Source organism: Brevundimonas subvibrioides ATCC 15264 (genome assembly GCF_000144605.1).
Classification (GTDB): Bacteria; Pseudomonadota; Alphaproteobacteria; order Caulobacterales; family Caulobacteraceae; genus Brevundimonas; species Brevundimonas subvibrioides.
Window position 1 is genome coordinate 480,921 of the sequence record NC_014375.1, and the last position, 19,071, is coordinate 499,991.

Consider the following 19,071-nt stretch of genomic DNA (forward strand, 5'->3'; position numbering starts at 1 on the left):
CCCGTCCTAGAGCAGGATATCGACGCCGTCATCCTTGGGCGGGGCGGACCACGGAGACCCCCTATGTGCGGCATCATCGGCGTGACCGGTACCGGCCCTGCCGTTCCCCGGCTGATCGACAGCCTGAAGCGGCTGGAATATCGCGGCTACGATTCCGCCGGCGTGGCGGCCATGGTCGACGGCCGGATCGAGCGCCGCCGCGCCAAGGGCAAGATCCGCGAACTGGAGGCCGTGCTCGTGGCCGAGCCGCTGGCTGCCACCATCGGCATCGGCCACACCCGCTGGGCCACCCACGGCGCGCCGACGACCCCCAATGCCCACCCGCACAAGGCCGGCCGTGTCGCCCTGGTCCATAACGGAATCATCGAGAATTTCGCCGAGCTGAAGGCCGAACTGCAGGCCGAGGGGCGGGCCTTCGAGAGCCAGACCGATACCGAGGTCGTCGCCCATCTGCTGGATCACGAACTGGGGACCGGCAAATCGCCGCTGGACGCCTTCAAGGCGACGCTGGACCGGCTGACCGGGGCCTATGCCCTGGCCGTGCTGATCGAGGGCGAGGACGAGCTGATCCTGGGCGCCCGCAAGGGCAGTCCCCTCGTGGTCGGCTGGGGCGAGGGCGAGATGTATCTGGGCTCCGACGCCCTGGCCGTCGGACCGTTCACTCAGAAGATCAGCTACCTGGAAGAGGGCGATTTCGTCGCCGTCACGCGGTCAGGCGCGACCATGTTCGATGCGTCTGGCGCGCCCGTGGACCGGCCGGTGGTCCAGGTGTCCGCCTCCTCGGCCATGGTCGAGAAGGGCGCCTATCGCCACTTCATGGAAAAGGAGATCCATGAACAGCCCGACAGCGTGCAGCATACCCTGTCACACTATCTCGATCTGGTGACCGGCCGGGCCAAGGTCCAGACGCTGGAGGCCGGCGCGATCGACTTCGCCCGGATCGACCGCATCCAGATCGTCGCCTGCGGCACGGCCTTCTATGCCGGACAGATCGGCCGCTATGCCTTCGAGAGGATCGCTGGCCTGCCCTGTGACGTCGAGATCGCGTCCGAGTTCCGCTACCGCTCCCCGGCCGTGACGCCGGGCACCCTCGCGGTCGCCGTCAGCCAGTCGGGCGAGACCGCCGACACCCTCGCCAGCCTGACCTGGTGCAAGGGCCAGGGGCTGAAGACCGCCGCCGTGGTCAATGTCCATTCGTCTTCCATGGCGCGCGAGGCCGATGTGCTGTGGCCGACCCATGCGGGTCCCGAGATCGGTGTCGCCTCGACCAAGGCCTTCACGGCCCAGGTCGCGGCCTTGCTGGCGCTCGCCGTTGCCGCCGGGGTCGCCCGGGGCCGGATCGACGGACAGTCGGAGGGCGAGCTGGTCAAGGCGCTGTTCGAGGCCCCGCGCCTGATCGCCGAGGCGCTTCAGATGGATGCCGACATCCGCGCCGTGGCACATGACCTGTCAAAGGCGACCGATGTCCTCTTCCTCGGCCGGGGCGCGATGTTCCCGCTGGCCATGGAGGGGGCGCTGAAGCTGAAGGAGATCAGCTATATCCATGCCGAGGGCTATGCCGCGGGGGAGCTGAAGCACGGCCCCATCGCCCTGATCGACGAGGAAACGCCGACGATCGCCCTGGCTCCGCTGGACGATGTGTTCGAAAAGACCGCGTCGAACCTGCAGGAGGTCGCAGCACGCGGTGGCCCCGTGATCATGATCGCCCCGCGCACCGCGCCCGATCCACACGGCGCGGGCATCCGCCGCATCCATGCCCCGGACTGCCACCCGCTGATCGCCCCGCTGGTCTATGCGGTCCCGGTCCAGCTGCTGGCCTACTACACCGCCGTCCAGAAGGGCACGGATGTCGACCAGCCCCGCAACCTCGCCAAGTCGGTGACGGTCGAATAGCGATTTTTCGCAAGGCGGGGTTCGCGATGGCTGCGCGTGCGTTAGGCTGATCCTGCCGTCAGGGGAGCCCGTCATGACCACATCGCCGTCTCGCGTCCGCAAGGCCGTCCTGCCCGTCGCCGGGCTGGGCACCCGGGTCCTGCCCGCCGCCAAGACCACGCCCAAGAACATGCTGAACGTGTTCGACCGGCCGATCCTGTCGCACATCGTCGAGGAGGCGCGCGCCTCGGGCATCGAACACATCATCTTCGTCGTCGGACGCGGCCAGGGCTCGATCGAGGACTATTTCGACCACGCCTACGAGATGGAGGCGATCCTCAAGGCCAAGGGCAAGGACGACATCCTGGCCCAGGTGGTGGCCGACCTGCCGAAGCCCGGCGAGATGAGCTACGTGCGCCAGATGGCTCCGCTGGGTCTGGGTCACGCCGTCTTCTGCGCCCGCGACCTGATCGGCGACGAGCCTTTCGCGGTCATGCTGCCCGACATGCTGATGATGGCCGACACCCCCGCGCTGAAGCAGGCCATCGACGCCCATGAAAAGACCGGCGGCAATGTCGTCGTGGTCGAACAGGCCCCGGAAGGCGAGACCCACAAATACGGCATCGTCGCGCTCGACGGTCAGGACGGTCGGCTGAATCGCATGACCGGCATGGTGGAGAAGCCGCCCCTCGGGACCGAGCCGTCCAACCTGTTCATCTCGGGCCGCTACGTCCTGACGCCCGACATCTTCCCGTTGCTGGCCGACCAGCAGACGGGGGCGGGCGGCGAGATCCAGCTGACCGACGCCATGGCGCGGCTGATGAAGGTCAAGGATTTCCACGCCCTGGAGTACGAGGGCGCGACCTACGACTGCGGCGATCCGGTCGGCCTGCTGCGGGCCAATGTCGCCTATGCGCTGGAGCACGCATCACTGAGCGAGGCGGCGCGGGCGGCGGTGACGGGCCTCCTCTAGGCACCGCGCGTTACGGTCACGCTTTGCCAGTTCCTGCGCATCGGCTACGCATATCCCAACGAACACAAAGGGAAGCGAGCGGATGAAGGTTCTGGTTCTGGGCGGAGATGGATTCTGCGGCTGGCCGACGGCGCTGCATCTGTCAGCACGGGGCTGGGACGTCACCATCGTCGACAACCTGAGCCGCCGCGATATCGACGTGGAACTGGGCGTCCAGTCCCTGACGCCGATCGGCACGATCGAGGACCGGATCGCGGCCTGGAAAGAGGTGTCCGGCCGCGACATCGGCTTCGTCAACCTCACCGTCGGCAAGGATTTCGACGGTCTCGTCGCCCTGGTCCGCGCCGAGAAACCCGACAGCGTGGTCCATTTCGCCGAGCAGCGCGCGGCCCCCTATTCGATGAAGTCGGCGCGGCACAAGCTCTACACCGTCGACAACAACATCAACGCGACCAACCACCTGCTGGCCGCGATCGTCGAGAGCGGTCTGGACGTCCACCTGGCGCACCTGGGGACCATGGGGGTCTACGGCTACACCACCGCCGGGCTGCGCATTCCCGAGGGCTATCTGACCGTCACCGTCCAGACGGATTTCGGTCCGACCGAGCAGGAGATCCTGTTCCCGCCCAATCCGGGCAGCATCTATCACATGACCAAGACCCAGGACGCCCTGCTGTTCCAGTTCTACGCGAAGAACGACGGGGTCCGGATCACGGACCTGCACCAGGGCATCGTCTGGGGAGCCCAGACCGAGGAGACGCGGCTGGACGAGCGGCTGATCAACCGCTTCGACTATGACGGCGACTACGGCACCGTCCTGAACCGGTTCCTGATGCAGGGCGCGCTGGGCTATCCGCTCACGGTGCACGGCACGGGCGGCCAGACGCGGGCCTTCATCCACATCCAGGACACGGTGCGCTGCGTCGAGCTGGCGCTGAAGAACCCGCCCAAGAGGGGCGAACGGGTCAAGATCCTGAACCAGATGACCGAGAGCCGCCGCGTGCGCGACCTGGCGGCCCTGGTGGCGGACATGACCGGGGCCGAGATCCACAACGTCGCCAATCCGAGGCAGGAGGCCGACGAGAACGAGCTGGTGGTCGCCAACGACCAGTTCCGCGACCTGGGTCTGAAGCCGATCACCCTGGCCGAGGGGCTGATGGGCGACGTCACCGACATCGCGCGCCGCTACGCCGACCGGGCCGACTGTTCCAAGATTCCGTGCGTATCGGCCTGGAACGGGGCGCGGGCTGAGGCTCTGAAAGCCGCGCCGGCCGATCCCTGCGTCGCGAGCCAGGCCGCGTTCCAGACCGACTCCGTCCGGACCAAGGTCGTCGGCTGACCCTCTCCATGGCGTCCCCATCCCTGCTGATCTTCGGGGCCGGCTATCTGGGCATCTCCGCTGCGCGCGAGGCCCAGCGGCGCGGTATGACGGCCGCCGCGACGTCACGCGACCCGGCGCGCCGGGCGTCGCTGGAGGCCGAGGGCATCGCGCCCGTCGATCCGCTGGACGACGCAGCGATGCAGGCCGCGGTCGTGAACGCGTCGGCGATCCTTATTACCGCGCCGCCGGACGCGCGCGGCTGTCCCGGTCTGCGGGCGCTGTCGCCAGCCCTGAGCGCCAGCGGCGCCTATCCCGACTGGATCGGCTATGTCTCCTCCACCGCCGTCTATGGCGACCGCGCCGGCGGCTGGGTGTTCGAGGATGACGCCCTGAACGCCGCCAGCCTGGAAGGGGCCCGTCGCGTCCGGGCCGAGGCCGACTGGCTGGACGCCGGGCGCGGCATGGGGCTGACCGTGCAGATCTTCCGTCTGCCGGGTATCTACGGCCCCGGCCGTTCGGTCGTGGACCGGCTGCGCGACGGCTCGGCCCGCATCGTCAGAAAGCCCGGCCAGATCTTCAACCGCGTCCATGTCGAGGACGCCGTGGGCGGGATGTTCGCCTCCATCGCCCGCCCGCGCCCGGGAGGTACCTACAATCTGTGCGACGACGAGCCGTCGTCCGCCGACGTGGTCATGAGCTGGGCCGCCGATCGCATGGGCCTGCCCAGCCCGCCAGAGGTCGAGTGGACCGATCCCTCGGTCTCCGACGCCATGCGCAGGTTCTACCTCGACAGCAAACGCATCTCGAACGCACGGGCCAAGGCCGAGCTGGGCTGGCAGCCGATGTACCCGACGTGGCGCGAGGGGCTGGAGGCGCAGCTGACCGTCTAGAAGGGCAGCAGGTTCCGCTGGCGGCTGTAGGCCATGGTGCCGACGTTGGCCCCCAGCCGCAGGCCGACGCCGGTGCGGACCGGGGCCAGGACGATACCGTCGGCGCGCTGGTAATTCACCCCCACGCCCCCGACCAGATAGGCCGAGCCCTCGACCCCCGGATAGCGGCGGTAGATCGCGTCGGGCGCATAGAGGCCATAGACCAGGGTGAACACGCGGCTGGCATTGCCGCCGACGTCCCAGCCGACCGAGATTCCCTGCCAGAACACTTCCTGCGAAGCCGACAGGTCCTTCATGTGCAGGGCCCCGCGGCCATAACGCAGACCGACGACGGCGGCCCCGGCCCCTTCCTCGCCCGCGATATAGGCGGTGGGGCGGTCGCCCTGGTCGGCGAAGATCTTCTCGATGGCCGCGCCCATGGCCTCGGCCGCGATGCCCAGCTCGCGCGAGCCGGCGGCGACCAGTTCGTCGGAGGTGTAGGCGGGGGCCGTGGTGTCCGAGGCGATCGGATACTGGGGCTCGTTCGGCTGCTGCTGCGGGGCGGTGGCGCAGGCGCCGAGAGCGGTCATGGCCGTCGCGGCGAAGCCGGTCTGGATCAGGTGGCGGCGGTGCATGGTGGTGTCCCCGAAAGCTGGTCGTCCGCGACGCGGGCGAGGCCGCAGGGTCGCTGGGTTTTGCGGCAGACTTGCGGCCTCAAGGTTAACCAGACCTTACCTCAGTGCTTGTCGGTTTTCGCCGTCAGCCAGTCCATCAGGGCCAGCAGCACGCCCGAGACCACGAAGGTCAGGTGGATGATGACGCCCCACATCATGGCCGCCTCGTCCAGCGGGTAGCCGGGCTTGCCGATGTTCATGAACACCTTGAGCAGCTGGATGCCCGAGATCGCCACGATGGAGGCGATCAGCTTCATCTTCAGGCCCGAGAAATCGACCGTGCCCATCCACGGCGGCCGGTCCGTCTCGCCGTCCAGATCCAGTTTGGAGACGAAGTTCTCGTAGCCCGAGAACATCACGATCAGCAGCAGATTTCCGGCCAGCGACAGGTCGACCAGGGTCAGGACGGCCAGGATCGCGTCGTTCGAATCCATCCGCTCGCCGATCACGAAGGCCTGCGGCACATAGTAGAACAACTCGGCCACGAAGACGGCGAGCAGCATGGCGAGCGCGAGCGCCAGTCCGACGTAGAAGGGGGCCATCAGCCAGCGCGACTGGAACAGAAGGCGCTCGAACGCCGTCTCGATGCGTGGCTTCAGCCCCATGCCCTACCCCCTCAGACGCGCCCCGGTCTTTTCGGCCGCCGTGACGATGCGGGTCGAGAGTGCCTCGATATCCGCGTCGGTCAAGGTGGCTTCGCGCGGCTGGACGACGACCTCGAGGGCCACCGACTTCGACCCGTCGTCCACGCCGGGTCCACGATAGACGTCGAACACGCGCACATCCGTGATCAGGGCCTTGTCCGCGCCCTGCACCGCCCGCACCAGATCGCCGGCCGCCCGGTCCTCGGCCACGACGAAGGCGAAGTCGCGGGTCAGGGGCATCAGATTGGGCAGGTCGGCGTTGCCGCGCGCCTTGGTCGGTTTCGATTTCGGCTCGGGCACCGCGTCCAGAATGATCTCGAACGCCAGCAGGGGGCCGTCAGCGTCGAGACCCTTGAGCACGCGCGGATGCAACGCGCCGAACTCGGCGATCACGGTCTTGGGGCCCAGCTGCAGACGGGCGGACCGGCCCGGATGCCACCAGTCGCGGTTGGAGCCCTGGGCCAGCTGCAGCGATCCGACCGGCGCGCCGATGGCCTCCAGCACGCTCATCAGGTCGCCCTTCAGGCCGAACAGGGCATCCTCGCCCGAACCGGCCCAGTGGCGCGCGGCGCGGGCGGAGACCAGACCTGAGATCACAGTCCGTTGATCGGTCGGCCGGTCGCCGAGATAGATGGGGCCGATCTCGAACAGGGCGACGTCGGCATGGCCCCGCGCGGCATTGCGCGCCGCCGCCTGGATCAGGTTCGGCAGGACCGAGGGTCGCATGCAGTCCAGGTCGGAGGCGATGGGGTTGTCGACGATCAGGCGCTCGTCACCCCCGCCGAAGAGCGTCGCGATGTCCCGGCGCGTGAACGACCAGGTCACGGCTTCCGAATAGCCCAGCGCCGCCAGCGCACGGCGCGCGATCCGCACGCGGGTCTGGCGCGGGTTGAGCACGCCCTTCGACGGCGCGCCCTGATCGGGCAGGGGGGTGGCGGGCAGGTGCTGGAAGCCGTGGATGCGGGTGACCTCCTCGACCAGGTCGGCCTTGCCGCCCACGTCGCGACGCCACGACGGAGGCGTCACGATCCAGGGGCCGGCCGCGCCGGCGGGGGCCGCCTGCACCAGGAAGCCCAGCTGGCTGAGGATGGTGCCGATCCGGTCCTCGGACAGGTCCATGCCCGACAGCTGCTTCACATAGGCGGGGTCGAAGGCGAAGGGGGCCGGGCTGGCCGGGGGTTCGCCGACGAAGACGATCTCGGACGGTTCGCCGCCGCACAGGTCCAGGATCAGCCGCGTCGCCAGTTCCAGCCCCGGCGTGACCGAGACCGGATCGACGCCGCGGGCGAACCGATACTGGGCGTCGGAGTTGATCGTCAGGCTGCGGCCGGTCTGGGCCGTGACCAAGGGATCGAACCAGGCGCTCTCCAGGAAGACGTCCGTGGTCTCGTCAGAACAGCCGGTCGATTCCCCGCCCATGACCCCGCCCAGGCCGATGGGGCGTTCGCCCATGGCGTCGGCGATCACGCACATGGTCGGATCGACGCCATAGGTCTTGCCGTCCAGGGCGATCAGCTGCTCGGGCGTCCCGGCCGCAATGTGTTCGCTGCCGGCGGACACCTGGCCGGCGCGCACGACGATCTCAGTCCCGACCAGCTTGCCCACGTCATAGACGTGCAGCGGCCGGGCGCGGTCGTAGGCAATCAGATTGGTGACATCGACCAGCCGGTTGATCGACCGCAGCCCGATGGCCTGCAGCCGCGTCTGAAGCCAGGCGGGAGAGGGCCCGTTCGACACGCCGCGGATCACGCGACCGGCGAACACGGGGCACATCTCCGGCGCATCCAGCCGCACCGAGATCGGGCAGGGATAGGCCCCACGCACCACCGCGATGTCGAAATGCTTCAGCGTGCCCACGCCCGCCGCCGCCAGATCGCGGGCTATGCCCGCGACGCCCAGCCAGTCGGGCCGGTTCGGCGTGACCTCGAAGTCGATGACCGGCTCGGCCCCGAACAGTTTCGCCACCGGCGTGCCGACCGGGATCTCGGGCGGCAGCTCCTGGATGCCGTCGCTCTCGTCGGCCAGCTGCAGCTCGGAGGCCGAGCACAGCATGCCGTTCGAGACCACGCCGCGCACCGGCTTCTCGACCAGGGTGACGCCCAGGCCGGGGACCCAGGCTCCGATCGGCGCATAGATGGTGGTCAGGCCCGCCCGCGCGTTCGGCGCGCCGCAGACGATTTCCTTCATGCCGTCGATGGTCTCGACCTGGCAGACCTGAAGCCGGTCTGCGTTCGGGTGACGCTCCGCCGAGACGATCTTCGCCACGGTGAACGGCGCGAGCGCGACGGTGGGGTCGGCGACATGTTCGACCTCCAGGCCGGCCATGGTCATGGCCTCGGCCACCCCGGCGGCGGAGGCGGTCGTCTCGAGGTGGTCTTTCAGCCAGGAGAGCGTGAACTTCACGAGAGGGTGCCGAACCGGGGCTTGGTCCCGATCGCCTTCATGCTGTCCATGAACGTCGTGGGTCCGGTGAAGCCGACCTCCGAGAATTCGCAGCCTTCGAATTTGCAGTTCAGCAGGGCCACGGCCCCCGTCGCACGGTCGCCCAGGGGCTGGAACAGCAGATTGTTGATGTCTCCGCGCGGGTCTCCGAAATTGCAGTCGTCGAAGCTGGTGCCGCGCGTGGGCAGCAACAGGGCCGGTCCATTGATGCGGCAACCCCGGAAGACGCGATCCTGAATCGCCGGGATGCCCTTGGCCATGCTGGCGGCCAGGATCTGGTGCACGAACAGATCGACGTCCTCGAACACGGCGGCGTCGAAATCGGTGGGGGCCTTGTAGGCGCGGGTGATCGGCAGTCTGGAGGTCATGTCAGCTCAGTCCGCTGGAAGGGTTGGGGGCCGCGAAGGCCGAGAAGCCGTAGTGGGCCAGCCAGCGGACGTCGGCCTCGAACATGGGGCGCAGATCCGGCACGCCGTATTTCAGCATGGCCATCCGGTCCACGCCCATGCCGAAGGCGAAGCCCTGCCATTGGTCCGGGTCGATGCCGCAGCTTTTCAGGACATTGGGATGCACCATGCCGCAGCCGAGGATCTCGAGCCAGTCGGTGCCTTCGTTCAGCACCAGCTTGCCGCCCGAACGGTCGCAGCGGATGTCCATCTCGGCCGACGGCTCGGTGAAGGGGAAATGGTGCGGCCGGAACCGCGCGTCGACGCCGTCCAGCTCGAAGAAGCGCGCGACGAAAGTCTCCAGGGTCGTCTTCAGGTGACCCATGTGGATGTCCCGGCCGATCACCAGACCCTCGATCTGGTGGAACATGGGCGTGTGGGTCGCGTCGGAATCCTTCCGGAAGGTCCGTCCAGGCGCGACGATGCGGATCGGCGGCTCCTGGCTCATCATCGTGCGCACCTGGACCGGGCTGGTGTGGGTGCGCAGGACCTTGCGCTCGCCCGTCTCGGGGTCGGGCCTCAGGAAGAAGGTGTCGTGGGTCTCGCGGGCCGGATGCTTGGGCGGGAAGTTCAGGGCCGTGAAGTTGTGAAAGTCGTCCTCGATGTCCGGCCCTTCGGCGACCGCGAACCCCATCTCCGCGAACAGGGCGATCATCTCGTCCATCACCTGCATGGTGGGGTGGACACCTCCCTTGCGACGCGGACGGGCCGGCAGGCTCAGGTCGATCCGCTCGGCCTGCAGGCGCGCATCCAACTCGGCGGCCTCCAGCCCGGCCTTTTTCTCGGCTATCGCCGAGGTCACGCGGTCGCGCAGGCCGTTGATGACGGGCCCCTGCTCGCGGCGTTCGTCCGGGCTCATGGCCCCCATGCCCTTGAGGAGGCCCGAGATCGCGCCGGTCTTGCCCAGCGCCGCGACGCGCACGGCCTCGACCTCCGCCACGGTGGTGGCAGCGCCGATGGCGTTGATCAGGTCGAGTTCGAGAGCAGCGAGGTCGGTCATGGCCGGTCCGTCTAGCGGTTGAGCGCCACAGGGGAAAGTGGCCGGGCTCTCCGTCGGTCGTCACGCAACGAAAAAGGGCCGGCGCGATGCACCGGCCCTTCCGAATCTGTCGCCAGATAATCCGTTAGGACTATTCGGCGGCCTTCAGTTGACCTGCCGATTCCTTACCGGTGCGGCGATCTTTTTCGACTTCGTACGAGACCTTCTGGCCTTCGTTCAGGCCGTTCATGCCAGCGCCTTCAACGGCGGAAACGTGAACGAACACGTCCTTGCCGCCGTCCGAGGGCTCGATGAAGCCGTAGCCTTTAGTGGAGTTGTACCATTTGACAGTGCCGGTAGCCATTTTAAGGACCTCCGTTAGCAGTTTGCATCAGGCAAGAGCGCCTGAAGCCTGTCGGGTCTGAATGGGATCGGCCAGAAACTCGGTGCGTTCGCAAAGAGAGAGGGGCGTTACGCAGAGAGATCGACGGCCCTCATATGGACCGAAACGCCCCTGTGTACAACCTGAGTCTCGACGATGCCCGATTCAGGCGGGGATCGGACCGTCTTCTTCAGCGTCGTCGAGGTCCTGATCAGCAGCCCCCACCGGGGCCTCCTCGCCTTCGGGCGCGACATAGTGCGCCACGCACAGCTTGCGCAGCGCCGACGTCAGGGATCCGCCGTACAGCCGGTCCTGGACCCGCTCGTGGCCTTCCTGCTGCAGGCGGGTCTTGATGTCGCCCACGGTGCGGCACTCGCCGCTGCGGGCCAGTTCGTAGGCGCGTTCGAGGGTCGTCGGTCGAAAGTTGTTGCTCATCGACCCTAGATAGGGACGTCCGGGCCGATAAGCGAGGGAGGTTCAGGCGGGGGGCGTCTTGGGACCGCGGCCCATCATGCGCCCCACCATTGCCGCCTGTCGCCGGGTGAAGGCCACGACCTCGCGACTGGCCTGCGGCGAACCGACGGTGTCGGCCATCATGGCCCCGCGCGCGCCGATGTCGGCCCCGCGCAGCACGGTGGTGTCCATGGCCGTCTGATGCTCGATCTCGGCGTTCAGCTTGGCACCCATCAGGACGACCTGCACCGACAGCCAGACCCACAGCAGGAAACCCATGGCCGTCGCCAGCGGCCCGTAGGAGTCCATCCGCACGAAGGTCGTCAGGTACCAGCTGAAGGCGAACGAGATGAAGACGCTGACGCTGGCCGCGAACAGCGCGCCGGGCACCAGCCAGCGGATGCGCGCCCGGGTGCGGCTGGGTCCGAACCGGTACATGGTGACCAGCGTCAGAACATAGATAGCGAATAGCATGGGCCAGCGCAGGGGGGCCAGTCGCTCCCAGTCGTCGGCCAGGCCGAACAGCCCCAGAAAGATCGGCACGCCGACGACCAGGGCGGCGCTCAGCAGGACCGCGGCCAGTCCCGACAGGGTGAAGGCGAAACACAGCAGGTTGTACTGCACGAAATCGCGTTTCTCGACCTCGTGGTAGGCGACGTTGATGCCGTGGAACAGCGTCTTGACCCCGTTGTTCGCGGTCCACAGCGACAGGGCCAGGGTCCAGATCAGTGTGAAGGTCAGCGATCCGGTCGAGCCGGCCGCCAGCCGGGTCAGTTCCTGGGCCAGGAAGCCCGCCACGTTCGCCGGCAGGAAGGAGTACAGGAACTGGATGCGGGCCGAGGCGTCGGCCGGATCCGCGAACAGCCCATAGACGGTTACGAAGGCGGCCAGCGTCGGGAACAGCGACAGCAGCATCAGGAAGGTGACGCCGCCCGCGACGAACCCGACCTGGTCGTTGAAATAGCCGTTGACCACGCGCCAGACGATGTCGATCCAGCCCTTGGCCGGAATGTGGGCGGGTCTCTGCGCGAGACGCCCGCGCCGGGGGGCCATCAGGTCCAGCGCCTCCGGGGTCGGAGGCTTGACCGGCGTCGGGGCGGGCCGCTCGCGCCGCAGTTCGAGTCCGTACCGGTGTCCCTGGCTGTAGATCAGATGCGCGGCACCCGCTCCGGCGGCGAGGCCACCGGCGACGGCGCCCACGATTTTCCAGACGGACGAGAGAGGACGGGATTTGGAGGAGGTCATTGGGGCGGAGAACGGCTCAGACTCCGGAGACGTTCCGGCCCGACCACCTTGCCTGAAATCCCCGGCTGGGGCACTCACCGGGCGTGCCAGACGCAAATCCCGCAACGATCGCCGCCCTGTATCGGCATCCGGTCAAGGGCTTCACGCCCGAGCCGCTGGACGAGGCCTTGCTGGGCGCGGGGGAGGCCTTTCCCGGAGACCGCCTGCGCGCCATCGAGATCGGCCCGTCCGGTTTCGATCCGGCCGCTCCCGCCCACATCTCGAAAATGCGGTTCACCGTTCTGGCACGCTTGCCGCAGATGGCACGGGTCCGCACGCAGTGGGATGAGCCGACCGATACGCTGACCGTTTCGGCTCCGGGCGCAGCCGACCTGGTCGTGCGGCTGGGGCTGGCCGTGGATGATCGCCGCCTGGAAGCCTGGCTGACCGATGTCCTGGGCGAGGAGGCGACGGCCCCTCTGCGCCTGCTCGACGGGCAAGGCCACCGGTTCATGGATGACCCGTCCGGGGCCGTCTCGGTACTGAACCTGGCCAGCGTGCGCGACCTTTCGCAGCGCCTGGAGGTCGAGGTCGATCCCCTGCGGTTCCGGGCCAATGTCTGGGTCGAGGGTTGGCCCGCCTGGATCGAGAACGACTGGACCGGCCGCGATCTGAGACTGGGAGGCGCGAGGCTGAAGGTGGTCAAGCCGATCGTCCGCTGCGTCGCGACCCATGCGAACCCCGTGACCGGAACCCGCGACATCGATGTGGTTTCCGCTCTCCATGACCTTTATGGCCACCGCTGGTGCGGCCTCTATCTTTCGGTCGAGGCCGGCGGCGCCGTGCGCCCCGGCGACCGCGCGGAGCTGATCTGAATGACCGATACCCCGACCCTCGTCTCTGCCTGGAAGGCCGCGCAAGGCGAACTGAAAGCCGCGCGCATCGACAGCCCGGCCATCGATGCCCGTCTGTTGCTGGAAGCGGCCTCGGGCGCGTCGCGCCTGGACATCCTGACCGATCCACACCGCCCGTTGACGCCCGATCAGCAGGCCGCCCTGGCCGGCTATCTGGAGCGCCGCCTGAGGCGCGAGCCGGTCTCGCGCATCCTGGGCCGCAAGGGGTTCTGGAAGATCATGCTGAACGTCACGCCCGACGTCCTCAGCCCACGCCCGGATACGGAAACCATTCTCGACGTCGCCATGCTGGCCTTCGAGCCGGCGCAGGCCTTCAATGTGATCGACCTGGGGACCGGTTCGGGGGCGATCCTGCTGGCGGTCCTGTCCGAACGGCCCGGGTCCCACGGCGTCGGCACCGACATCTCGTCCGAGGCGCTCGCTGTCGCCCGGGAAAACGCGGCCAATCTGGGTCTGGACGGCCGCGCCACCTTCCTGCGCACCGAATGGGCGGCCGGATTCGGCGATGCCAGTTTCGATCTGGTCGTGTCCAACCCGCCCTATATTCCGTCCGGCGACATTCCTGGTCTGGATCCGGAAGTCCGCGATCACGATCCGGTCCTGGCGCTCGATGGCGGGCCCGACGGTCTGCAGGCCTATCGTGACCTCGCCCCCGAGATCGCCCGCATCCTGAAGCCCGGGGGGGTTTTCGCCGTCGAGATCGGCTGGGACCAGGGGCCGCAGGTCAAGGCCCTGTTCGAGGCCGCCGGCCTGACGGACGTCAAGGTCGTCAAGGATCTGGGCGATCGCCACCGGGTGGTCACCAACGGTCCGGACCCCAGGACAACGCCGATCCGCGCATCGTAAGCCCGCCACACAAAACCCCTTTCAAACGGGCCCGACCCGCGCTAAGCCTTCAGTGTCTCCCTCCCAACCGCATCTCACTGGACCGCCTTTCGAGGTTCCGTGACGCTCGGCCGGGACGTGCGTGAAGGTCGGGTGTTGAAAACAACCCCCTGCGGACCACGACGGGCGACAGAAGTCCTTCCGATCACATCGCTGCAGGGATTGGCCCCCAGCGAACCCGGAACCACGAAAACCGGCCTGTCACCCTCGCAACTGTCGCGCAGGGCCACGCCGAACCAGCACGGTAAGCCTCGATGCGAGATTTCAAGGGCATGAAGCGCCAGCGTGGCCGCAACCGGAAACCCGGCGGCGGTAGCGGCGGCAATGCCAATGCGGCCAATCCGAACCGGTCCTGGGACTCGCAGGGTCCCGAAAACATCAAGGTTCGGGGCAATGCCCAGACCGTCTACGAGCGCTACCAGCAGCTGGCGCGCGACGCGGGATCCTCGGGTGACCGGGTCCTGGCCGAGAACTATCTGCAGCACGCCGAGCATTATTTCCGCGTCCTGCGCGCCCTGCAGCCCCAGCGGCCCGTATCGGAGATCGCTGCGCGCGAGCTGTCGAACCAGGGCTACGACATCGATTTCGAGGATGAGACGGGGGCCCAGGCGGCCGCCTTCCTCGCCGCCCAGCAGGCGGCCGACCGGATCCAGCAGCAGAGCGACGCCCGCGACGCGGAAGCCGCGCAGGGTTCGCAGCAGCCCCGCGAACAGCGCGAGTGGACGCCGCGCCCGCCCCGCGAGAATCAGGACCGCGACCAGACCCAGAACCGCGACCGTGAGTGGACCCCGCGTCCGCCCCGCGAGACCCGCGACGGCCAGGAGGGGGGCCAGCCCCGCGCCGAAGGCGAAGGGGGCGAGGGCAGTCGCCGCGAGACCCGTCGCGAGCGCTGGGAGCGCCGCCGCGAGGAACGCAACCGTCGCTATGAGGCCGAGGGCGGCACGCCCGACCTGCGAACCTACGAAGAAGCCGAGGGAAATCGCGGCGAAGGCAACCGGAACGACGGCGGGCGCGACCAGAACCGCAGCGACCGTGGCGACGCCGAACGGACCGAGGGTCACCGCGAAAGCGGATCGGACTCGGTCGTCTCGACGGCCCCGATCGCCTATTCGCCCCCGGTCGAGTCCGCGCCGGCGGTCCCTGAAAAACCCGAACGGCCCGCGCGTCGTACCCGCACGCCCAAGGCCGAGAACGACGGCGACACGGCCCAGGCCCTGCCCGGCTTTCTGACCCGCTCGTCCGCGCCGGCGGCGTCCGCCGAGGCCTCGTCCGACGAGGCCGCGCCCAAGCGTCGGGCCCCGCGCAAGAAGGCCGAGGCCCCCGCCGACGGGGAATAGGCCGACGGGGAATTCGACGACGGCGATCCGGTGACTTCGCATACGCGGAACGGAGAATTCGGCGACGACCGAGACAAGAGGCGGGATCGTTCGCGGTGGACCCCTTTCGGGCGTCCACCGTCGGCGTCCATCAGGCTCTAGACGCGCTGCAGTCCGGCGATGAAGAAGCCGTCCAGCCCGCCCTGTTCGGGCCAGTACGACGGCAGGACGCGCAGCCAGCCCTCGGGCGTCAGGGCCTCGGCCGGGGCGCCCACGGCGGCGACGTCGGCCGGGACCGTGCGGAAGTCCGGGTTCCGGCGCAGGAAGGCGATGACCTGGGTCTCGCCCTCCTCGCGCTCCAGCGAACAGACGCAATACACCAGCCGGCCTCCGGGCGCGACGCGCAGTGCCGCCGCATCCAGCAGCCGGTGCTGGACGTCGGCCAGCTTGGCGACCTCGGCCGGCTTGGTGGCGCGCAGGACTTCCGGGTTGCGGCGGAGCGTGCCGGTCGCCGTACAGGGCGCGTCCAGCAGCACGGCGTCGAAGGTCCGGGGATCGTCCCAGTCCTCGGCCGCCGTGACCACGATCTCGACCGACAGGCCGGTCCGCTCCAGGTTCTGACGCAGGCGACGCAGGCGAGCCTCGGACCGGTCCAGCGCCACCACGGAGGCGCCCGAGGCGGCCAGCTGCAGCGTCTTGCCGCCCGGGGCCGCGCACATGTCCAGAGCCGTTTCGCCCGCTTTCGGTGCCAGCATTCGGGCGGGGATGGCGGCGGCGGCGTCCTGGATCCACCAGCCGCCGGCGTCATAGCCGGGCCAGGCGGACACGTCGCCGCGCACGCCGGACCGGACCGTGCCACCGGGCAGGACGGTGGCTTCCAGAGCCTCGGCCAGGGCAGCGGCGTCCTCGCCGGGCTTCAGGCTGAGGTCGGTCGGCGGTTCCTCGCGCGCGGCCAGGGCGATGGCGGCCAGGGTCGCCGGGCCATAGGCCTGACGCCAGCGCGCGGCGATCCAGTCGGGCAGGTTGGATTCGGCCGTGGTCAGGCCGGGCCCCTCGCGTTCGACGCCGCGCAGGACGGCGTTGACCAGGGCCTTGTAGGGCCGGGTCTTGGCGTCGCGCTCGGCCAGTTTCACGGCCGTGGAGACCGCCGCGAAGGCGGGTGTGCCCAGGACCAGCGTCTGGGCCAGGGAAATCCGCAGCAGGGTCCGCACGGCCTCGGGCGGCGACTTCTGCAGGCGCTGGTTCAGGATGTGGTCGATCTCGCCCAGCCGGCGCAGGGCCGCCATGGCCACGGCGCGCGCGAAGGCGCGGTCGGGTCCGGGCAGGGCGGCGACGGCCGGCAGGGACATGGCCTCGTCCAGACCGTTGCGCCGCTCCAGCGCCGCGTTCAGCAGGATGCCCGCGGCGATCCGGGCCTCGACCCCGATGTCGGCCGCGCCGTCGGCCTCGGCCGGGCGCTGGATCGGCTCGCGACGCGGGCCGCGCGCCTTGTCGGCCATGCGTCGACCGCGGGCGGCCGAGCTCTTGCCCCGGGGCGTGCCGCCGCTCATGCCGACACCGTCAAACGGACACCTGCGCACCCAGTTCGACCACGCGTCCCGGCGGGATGTGGAAGAAGTCGGTGGGGTTGGCGGCGTTGCGCATCAGGAAGATGTACAGCTTGTCCTGCCACAGCGGCATGCCCTGCGAGGCGGACGGCACGACGGACCGCCGGCCCAGGAAGAAGCTGGTCGACATGATGTCGAACTTCAGCCCCTGCTTGCGGCACAGCCCCAGCGCCCGGGGCACCTGCGGGCTTTCCATGAAGCCGAACGACAGGGTGATCTTCTTGAAGTCGTCGTTGATGGGTTCCATCGTGACCCGCTCCTTCTCCGGCACCCGCGGCCGGTCGGTCGAGCGGACCGTCAGGATGATGTTCTTCTCGTGCAGCACCTTGTTGTGCTTGAGATTGTGCATCAGGGCGACGGGGGCGACGTCGGGATCGCTGGTCAGGAAGATGGCCGTGCCCGGGGCCCGATGGGGCGGGCGGGCGCGCAGCATCTCGATCAGATCGGTCAGCGGCAGGCTGTCCTTCTTGGCCTTGGCCGACAGGATCTGGCTGCCCCGCGTCCAGGTCCACATGATCAGCACCAGGACCGCACCCAGCACCAGCGGCAGCCAGGCTCCGTCGGGGATCTTCAGCAGGTTGGAGGTCAGGAAGATGCTGTCGATGAAGCCGAACGGGATCAGGGCCGCCAGGGTGGCCCAGATGGACCAGCCCCATTTCCGGGTGATGACCGAATAGGCCATCAGGGTGTTGATCAGCATCACGCCGGTGACCGCGACGCCGTAGGCCGCCGTCAGATTGTGCGAGCTCTGGAACACGAACAGCAGGGTCAGCACCCCGACCATCAGGAAGGTGTTCACCGCCGGCACGAAGATCTGGCCGGCCTGGGTCTCGGAGGTGAAGCGGATGTCGATGCGGGGCAGAAGGCCCAGCTGGACGGCCTGCTGCGTCACCGAGAAGGCCCCGGTGATGACCGCCTGGGAGGCGATCACGGTCGCGGCCGTGGCCAGGCCCAGCATCGGCCAGTAGGCGAATTGCGGCACCATCGACCAGAACGGGTTGGCGGCCGCGCCGGGGTTGTCCAGGATCAGCGCGCCCTGGCCCAGATAGTTCAGCGTCAGGCAGGGAAGGACGAAGCACAGCCAGCCCATGCGGATCGGCGCCTTGCCGAAATGTCCCATGTCGGCATAGAGCGCCTCGGCCCCGGTGACCGCCAGGAAGACGCTGCCCAGGATGATGAATCCCAGGAAGCCGTCGTTGACCAGAAGCATGACGCCGTAATGCGGCGACAGGGCCCGCAGGACCGAGATGTCGTCGAAGATGTGATAGAGGCCCAGCGCGCCCAGGCTGAGGAACCAGAGGGCCGTGATGGGGCCAAAATACTTGGCCAGACCCGCGGTGCCGCGCGACTGCACCAGGAACAGGCCGATCAGGATGGCGGCCGAGATCGGCACGATGAAGGCGTCCAGACGGGTGCCGACGCCGGGCGCATCCTTGACCCCCTCGATGGCCGAGAGCACCGAGATGGCGGGGGTGATGATGCCGTCGCCGTAGAACAGCGCTGCGCCGCAGACGCCCAGCGCGAAGATCCAGGCGCTGCGCCGGCCGACGGCATGGGTCGCCAGCGCCATCAGGGCCAGGGTCCCGCCTTCGCCCTTGTTGTCCGCCCGCATCAGGAAAATGACGTATTTGAACGTCACCACGATCATCAGGGCCCAGAAGGCCAGGGAGACGACGCCGATCACGGCCAGTTCCCCGCCGACGCCGGACTGGGCATGGGCGATCGCCTCGCGCAGGGCGTAGAGCGGGCTGGTGCCGATGTCGCCGAAGACGACACCGATCGCGCCGATGGTCAGGGCCCAGAACCCGGCCTTGCCGTGGCCGGAACCGACCGCGGGCGCGGGCGTGCCGTCGGTGGAACGGGTGAGCGGGGCGGGGGGAGCGCCGTCGCCGGGGGATGCGTCCCCTGCCATGAAAATCCTCCGGGCACCGCGCCTCGCGGACCCATCAAAGCGGAGCGCCTTTAGGCGCATTGCGCGGGGGTTTCAATCGCGCGGCAACGGTTTCGGTTGCACCGTGTTCGACGCGTTGGAAAGCGGGATTTGTGATTCCGGCGCCGGGCACCTACCTT

At 68.6% G+C, this 19,071-nt stretch carries 17 protein-coding genes; 7 read left to right on the forward strand and 10 right to left on the reverse strand.

The window, feature by feature from the left end:
- Positions 1–63 precede the first annotated feature (63 nt).
- The 4 genes from glmS (at position 64) to BRESU_RS02440 (ending at position 5,056) form a co-directional block, all read left to right on the forward strand.
- Entirely contained in the window at positions 64–1,893 is a 1,830-nt protein-coding gene (gene glmS / locus BRESU_RS02425; protein ID WP_013267903.1) for a glutamine--fructose-6-phosphate transaminase (isomerizing), read from the forward strand.
- Between the two features lie 73 nt (positions 1,894–1,966).
- On the forward strand, positions 1,967–2,845 hold the full coding sequence (locus tag BRESU_RS02430) for a UTP--glucose-1-phosphate uridylyltransferase (RefSeq protein ID WP_013267904.1): 879 nt from the start codon (positions 1,967–1,969) through the stop codon (positions 2,843–2,845).
- Positions 2,846–2,927: 82 nt separating this feature from the next.
- Entirely contained in the window at positions 2,928–4,184 is a 1,257-nt protein-coding gene (locus BRESU_RS02435) for an NAD-dependent epimerase/dehydratase family protein (protein WP_013267905.1), read from the forward strand.
- An 8-nt stretch (positions 4,185–4,192) separates the two neighbouring features.
- Positions 4,193–5,056, forward strand: a complete 864-nt coding sequence (locus BRESU_RS02440; RefSeq protein WP_013267906.1) for an SDR family oxidoreductase — start codon at positions 4,193–4,195, stop codon at positions 5,054–5,056.
- Here BRESU_RS02440 and BRESU_RS02445 read toward each other — a convergent pair.
- From BRESU_RS02445 to BRESU_RS02480, 8 genes are all read right to left on the reverse strand, one after another.
- A complete protein-coding gene (locus BRESU_RS02445; protein WP_013267907.1) occupies positions 5,053–5,670 on the reverse strand; it encodes a DUF1134 domain-containing protein in 618 nt (205 codons plus the stop codon). The genes BRESU_RS02440 and BRESU_RS02445 overlap by 4 nt on opposite strands.
- Before the next feature lie 101 nt (positions 5,671–5,771).
- Positions 5,772–6,314 carry a TIGR00645 family protein gene (locus BRESU_RS02450; protein ID WP_013267908.1) on the reverse strand — a complete coding sequence of 181 codons (543 nt, stop codon included), beginning with the start codon at positions 6,312–6,314 and terminating at the stop codon, positions 5,772–5,774.
- A 3-nt stretch (positions 6,315–6,317) separates the two neighbouring features.
- Positions 6,318–8,756: a phenylalanine--tRNA ligase subunit beta gene (pheT, locus tag BRESU_RS02455; protein WP_013267909.1), complete on the reverse strand. Its 2,439-nt coding sequence runs from the start codon at positions 8,754–8,756 to the stop codon at positions 6,318–6,320.
- Complete coding sequence (locus BRESU_RS02460) at positions 8,753–9,163, reverse strand: hypothetical protein (RefSeq protein WP_013267910.1); 411 nt, start codon at positions 9,161–9,163, stop codon at positions 8,753–8,755. Before BRESU_RS02460 ends, pheT begins: the two co-directional genes overlap by 4 nt.
- Position 9,164: 1 nt before the next feature.
- Complete coding sequence (gene pheS, locus BRESU_RS02465) at positions 9,165–10,241, reverse strand: phenylalanine--tRNA ligase subunit alpha (RefSeq protein WP_013267911.1); 1,077 nt, start codon at positions 10,239–10,241, stop codon at positions 9,165–9,167.
- Between the two features lie 130 nt (positions 10,242–10,371).
- A complete protein-coding gene (locus tag BRESU_RS02470; RefSeq protein WP_013267912.1) occupies positions 10,372–10,584 on the reverse strand; it encodes a cold-shock protein in 213 nt (70 codons plus the stop codon).
- 183 nt (positions 10,585–10,767) lie between these two features.
- On the reverse strand, positions 10,768–11,037 hold the full coding sequence (locus BRESU_RS02475) for a hypothetical protein (protein ID WP_013267913.1): 270 nt from the start codon (positions 11,035–11,037) through the stop codon (positions 10,768–10,770).
- A gap of 42 nt (positions 11,038–11,079) precedes the next feature.
- The gene (locus BRESU_RS02480) at positions 11,080–12,255 is read right to left on the reverse strand and encodes a YihY/virulence factor BrkB family protein (RefSeq protein ID WP_245528587.1); all 1,176 of its coding nucleotides are present in this window, start codon (positions 12,253–12,255) and stop codon (positions 11,080–11,082) included.
- A gap of 128 nt (positions 12,256–12,383) precedes the next feature.
- Here BRESU_RS02480 and BRESU_RS02485 point away from each other — a divergent pair, with 128 nt between their 5' ends.
- The 3 genes from BRESU_RS02485 (at position 12,384) to BRESU_RS02495 (ending at position 15,415) form a co-directional block, all read left to right on the forward strand.
- A complete protein-coding gene (locus BRESU_RS02485; RefSeq protein WP_013267915.1) occupies positions 12,384–13,154 on the forward strand; it encodes an MOSC domain-containing protein in 771 nt (256 codons plus the stop codon).
- A complete protein-coding gene (gene prmC, locus BRESU_RS02490) occupies positions 13,155–14,039 on the forward strand; it encodes a peptide chain release factor N(5)-glutamine methyltransferase (protein ID WP_013267916.1) in 885 nt (294 codons plus the stop codon).
- Between the two features lie 293 nt (positions 14,040–14,332).
- Positions 14,333–15,415, forward strand: a complete 1,083-nt coding sequence (locus BRESU_RS02495; RefSeq protein ID WP_013267917.1) for a DUF4167 domain-containing protein — start codon at positions 14,333–14,335, stop codon at positions 15,413–15,415.
- Between the two features lie 137 nt (positions 15,416–15,552).
- Here the strand turns inward: BRESU_RS02495 and BRESU_RS02500 are convergent, their stop codons facing one another.
- Both BRESU_RS02500 and BRESU_RS02505 read right to left on the reverse strand, forming a co-directional pair.
- Complete coding sequence (locus tag BRESU_RS02500) at positions 15,553–16,944, reverse strand: RsmB/NOP family class I SAM-dependent RNA methyltransferase (RefSeq protein WP_013267918.1); 1,392 nt, start codon at positions 16,942–16,944, stop codon at positions 15,553–15,555.
- A 10-nt stretch (positions 16,945–16,954) separates the two neighbouring features.
- Positions 16,955–18,913 (reverse strand): potassium transporter Kup, encoded by a 1,959-nt coding sequence (locus BRESU_RS02505; protein ID WP_013267919.1) that lies wholly within the window; start codon positions 18,911–18,913, stop codon positions 16,955–16,957.
- Positions 18,914–19,071: the final 158 nt, after the last annotated feature.

Excerpts from the sequence above, each read along its gene's own strand:
- BRESU_RS02430 (WP_013267904.1), top strand. The coding sequence starts at position 1,967 with ATGACCACATCGCCGTCTCGCGTCCGCAAGGCCGTCCTGCCCGTCGCC.
- pheS (WP_013267911.1), bottom strand. The coding sequence starts at position 10,241 with ATGACCGACCTCGCTGCTCTCGAACTCGACCTGATCAACGCCATCGGC.
- glmS (WP_013267903.1), top strand. The coding sequence starts at position 64 with ATGTGCGGCATCATCGGCGTGACCGGTACCGGCCCTGCCGTTCCCCGG.
- BRESU_RS02475 (WP_013267913.1), bottom strand. The coding sequence starts at position 11,037 with ATGAGCAACAACTTTCGACCGACGACCCTCGAACGCGCCTACGAACTG.
- BRESU_RS02450 (WP_013267908.1), bottom strand. The coding sequence starts at position 6,314 with ATGGGGCTGAAGCCACGCATCGAGACGGCGTTCGAGCGCCTTCTGTTC.
- BRESU_RS02505 (WP_013267919.1), bottom strand. The coding sequence starts at position 18,913 with ATGGCAGGGGACGCATCCCCCGGCGACGGCGCTCCCCCCGCCCCGCTC.
- BRESU_RS02460 (WP_013267910.1), bottom strand. The coding sequence starts at position 9,163 with ATGACCTCCAGACTGCCGATCACCCGCGCCTACAAGGCCCCCACCGAT.
- BRESU_RS02440 (WP_013267906.1), top strand. The coding sequence starts at position 4,193 with ATGGCGTCCCCATCCCTGCTGATCTTCGGGGCCGGCTATCTGGGCATC.
- prmC (WP_013267916.1), top strand. The coding sequence starts at position 13,155 with ATGACCGATACCCCGACCCTCGTCTCTGCCTGGAAGGCCGCGCAAGGC.
- BRESU_RS02470 (WP_013267912.1), bottom strand. The coding sequence starts at position 10,584 with ATGGCTACCGGCACTGTCAAATGGTACAACTCCACTAAAGGCTACGGC.
- BRESU_RS02435 (WP_013267905.1), top strand. The coding sequence starts at position 2,928 with ATGAAGGTTCTGGTTCTGGGCGGAGATGGATTCTGCGGCTGGCCGACG.
- BRESU_RS02445 (WP_013267907.1), bottom strand. The coding sequence starts at position 5,670 with ATGCACCGCCGCCACCTGATCCAGACCGGCTTCGCCGCGACGGCCATG.
- BRESU_RS02500 (WP_013267918.1), bottom strand. The coding sequence starts at position 16,944 with ATGAGCGGCGGCACGCCCCGGGGCAAGAGCTCGGCCGCCCGCGGTCGA.
- BRESU_RS02495 (WP_013267917.1), top strand. The coding sequence starts at position 14,333 with ATGCGAGATTTCAAGGGCATGAAGCGCCAGCGTGGCCGCAACCGGAAA.